Below are 3,166 nucleotides of genomic sequence, written 5' to 3'. Positions count from 1 at the left end.
ATGATATCGGGGACCGGCATCGGTGCTGCGCGATCGGACTGCACCTGAGCGAGACGTCCCGCCTCGGCGAACACACGCTGCCGCCGATCCTCCGGTTTCAAGAGAGGCTTGATCGCGGTGACATGCTTGATCCTGAGATCCTGCGGAAGGGCGAAGGCCGCCATCAGTTCCGCCGGCAGCCGGGCAAGGTCGAGATAGCGGCTGAGCCAGCTTTCCGTGACATTGATCCGCTCGGCCATCACCTTCTGGCGCCCCTCATAATAGGCGTCGAGCGCGCGCAGATAGTCGCGCGCGCGCTCCAGATCGGTGAGATCGTCGCGCGCCCGATTCTCGAGGTCAGCGAGACGGAAGGCCTCCTCGTCGGTAAGGCTACGGATATCGACGAGAAAGCGGAAATCCGGATAGTTGTGGGCGCGCAGCCAACTGATCGTCCAATGCCGGCGCGCGCCGCAAATCACCTCGAAATCGAAGGCAGGATCGTCCTTCACGCGGCGAACGATGGCGGGCATTTCTTGCTTGCCCTGCGCCTTGATGCTCTCGATGAGGTCGGCGCACCGCTCCTCATTGAGGAGCGCATATTCGCGGTTATGCCCCGCCCACATTCGGCAGCGCGCGGGATCGACAAGCTCATGGGTGCGCGAGACGACGCTGCCCGTCGCCAATTCGGCAAGCCGGCTTTCCCGGCCCGCCAGCACGCTCGCACCGATGCCAGGGCGCCGCGCCGCTGGGGCTTGCGCCCCCGGGTCGATTCCGGCGACCAGATCAGCCGCGAAGTTGGCGTTCTTCTTGCTCATCATCCACCCCTTCTACCCGGAATTGCACCGGTGCAATTTTGCTCGCATCAGGCGAGTCCCTCCTTGCGAAGCCGCGTCAAATGGCTCGGCCACATCGACCGAATGTCGACCTCAATTTCACTGTTCACGCCATCAAGATAGGCAAGGCAGCGGTTGCGCACCGTCGAACTGGTGACCGGGCCGTCCAGCTCGTAGACGGTCATCAGCCGCGCCGTTGCATTGTCGATTTCGGCCGAATCCTTGAGCGGCGTACGGACGATCGCGTGACCGAAAAGGGTCCGCATCAGGTTCAGCAGTTCCTTCTGCATCGACTTATTCTCATCGACCTTGGACGCCACAAAGCGCAGGAACTGCAGCGACGGCGCCAAGCCGCGATCGGCCAGCGTCTCTATGGTCTCATCGAGCATGGCGAGGAAGGCCGCCGTCGACGAGAAGTCCATCACCGTCGGCGGAACCGGCACCACCAGCGCATTGGCCGCGCGCAGCACCGAAAGCGAGATCGCGCCGAGCGCCGGAGGCGGATCGAGAACCACCACATCGAACCGATCGGCAATGCTCGCGATGCCTTGCGCCATGCGGTCGATCAGGTTCCCCTGCCCCCGCGCCATGCGCGCTGCGATTTCATATTCCGACTGGAACAGCCGCAGATTGGCCGGAACAAGCTCGAGGCCGTCGAAGTGGGTCTTGCGCAGGGCATAGTCGAGCGACTCCATGTCGTCGTGCCGCAGGAATGGATAGAGCGTGTCCTCCTCGGTCAGGTCGAGGTCGGGCACATAGCCGAATAGCGTGGTTGCCGACGCTTGGCTGTCGCAATCGATGAGAGCCACCCGGTAGCCCTTGATCGCGAGATATTGGGCCAGGTGCACCGAAAGAGTCGATTTCCCCACCCCGCCCTTGAAGTTCTGCACCGCGATAACGCAGCAGGGATCGGTTGCGGCCCGCCAGGGCCGGGTGCCGAACAGTCCGCGCATGTCGTTGAGCTGCGCCAGGGTATAGCCGACACGCCGATTATTCTCGGTTCGCGGAGGCGGCGGCAAGCGGCCGTCCTTCTCGGCCTCGCGAATGGCCGCCGCGGTTCGGCCGACCAGTTCCGCGGCCTTGCCAATCGGGAACGTCGGCTCGCGCCGCTCGTCCGCCCGGGCACTCCGCGCGGAGTCGCGGAGCCGCTCGAGGACAGAGCTGGTCCGTTGTGCGAGCGTCGAGACGGACAGCAGGTCCTGCGTGCCCTCAATGTCGAGTGATGCAGCCAAGAGAGGCCCCCTTGCGAAACTAGAGGGGGCATAGCTCAATTTGCACTTTTAGGTCAATCGAAGGCTGATTTTCGCAAGTCGGCCCAGCCCGAAGGGCGAAACTTGCCCAATCTGCGCCGCAGACCTTTTGCGCCCCCTCGCAACCTGACCCCTTGGGGGCAGTTCACCCCGAAATTGCACCGGTGCAATTTCGGCTCAGGGGCGCCCGCGTCGTGCCAGGAAACTCTCGCAGAAGCCGGTCCAGGATGCGATCAGCTTGGCGCCCTTGAGCTTCGCCAGCCTTTCGCCCATCTGCGCGCGATAGGCATCGGCAATGAGATCGATGTCCCAACCGCCGCCAGCCGAACGGCCGATGGCCGCGAGCGTGTCCGAGCCAAAGCGGATCGTGCCGTTCGGGAAGGTGACCTCCCCTGCCCCAGCCTTATCCTTTGACACCAAGGCCGCCACCGCCGCCTGTGTGACAGCCTCGACGGCAACGGTCTCCACCTCGTCCTCGCGCCGCGCCTTTCTGCCCGCAGAGTGCCGACCGATCTCATCCACGGTCGCGATTTGGGCCGGAGCATCCTTGGGCTCAAAGCGGAATTCGATTTCGGTGACAGTTCTGCCCTGGCGGATCTCCCGCCACTCCACGCGAAAATGGGCGAGCTGGTCGATTTCGGCCTTCGCCTTTTCGAGAACTTTGCGGCGCAGCTGCGCGAAATCCTTGTAGACGTCCGGCGCGATGCCGAGCAGCGCACGCAGCGCCGTCATGTCGCCCTTCCAGAGCGACTGGCGCCTATGCAGCCTCAGCGCCCCGATCTCGTACAGCTTGAGCGCATAGGTTGATCGGAAGCCGAGCACCGCCTGGCGGTTCAGGACCGCATAGGTCTCCGATTCCTGGATCAGCTTTCGGGCTTCGGGCGTGAACTCCCACTCGATCCACCCAGCGTCCGCGCCCTCTTCGTCTTCCGCTTCTTCGCGCGACGACGAGATAAGCGAAAAGCGCAGCGTCGCCTTCTTGCCGCGCCAGGACTTGTCGTCGACCGCGAAAAGCGTGCGGTGCAATTCCTCAAGCATATCCGAGATGCGCTCATTGCCCTTGTGGCCGCGGCGAATGTCCGCCTTTCGCATCTTGTGCGGGCG

The 3,166-nt window shown here is 63.7% G+C and carries 3 protein-coding genes; all 3 read right to left on the bottom strand.

Going from position 1 to position 3,166, the window contains the following annotated elements; all coding sequences use genetic code 11:
• Nucleotides 1-794: ParB/RepB/Spo0J family partition protein (locus QOL62_RS19425; RefSeq protein WP_283407283.1), on the bottom strand; the 794-nt coding region annotated here is incomplete at its 3' end.
• A gap of 47 nt (nucleotides 795-841) precedes the next feature.
• Entirely contained in the window at nucleotides 842-2,044 is a 1,203-nt protein-coding gene (locus QOL62_RS19420; RefSeq protein WP_007688084.1) for an AAA family ATPase, read from the bottom strand.
• 195 nt (nucleotides 2,045-2,239) lie between these two features.
• A partial coding sequence (locus tag QOL62_RS19415; protein WP_283407282.1) for a replication initiation protein occupies nucleotides 2,240-3,166 on the bottom strand: 927 nt, incomplete at its 5' end.

This window comes from Novosphingobium panipatense, assembly GCF_900182875.1.
GTDB lineage: Bacteria > Pseudomonadota > Alphaproteobacteria > Sphingomonadales > Sphingomonadaceae > Novosphingobium > Novosphingobium panipatense.
This window is presented reverse-complemented; position numbering and strand designations above follow the sequence as displayed.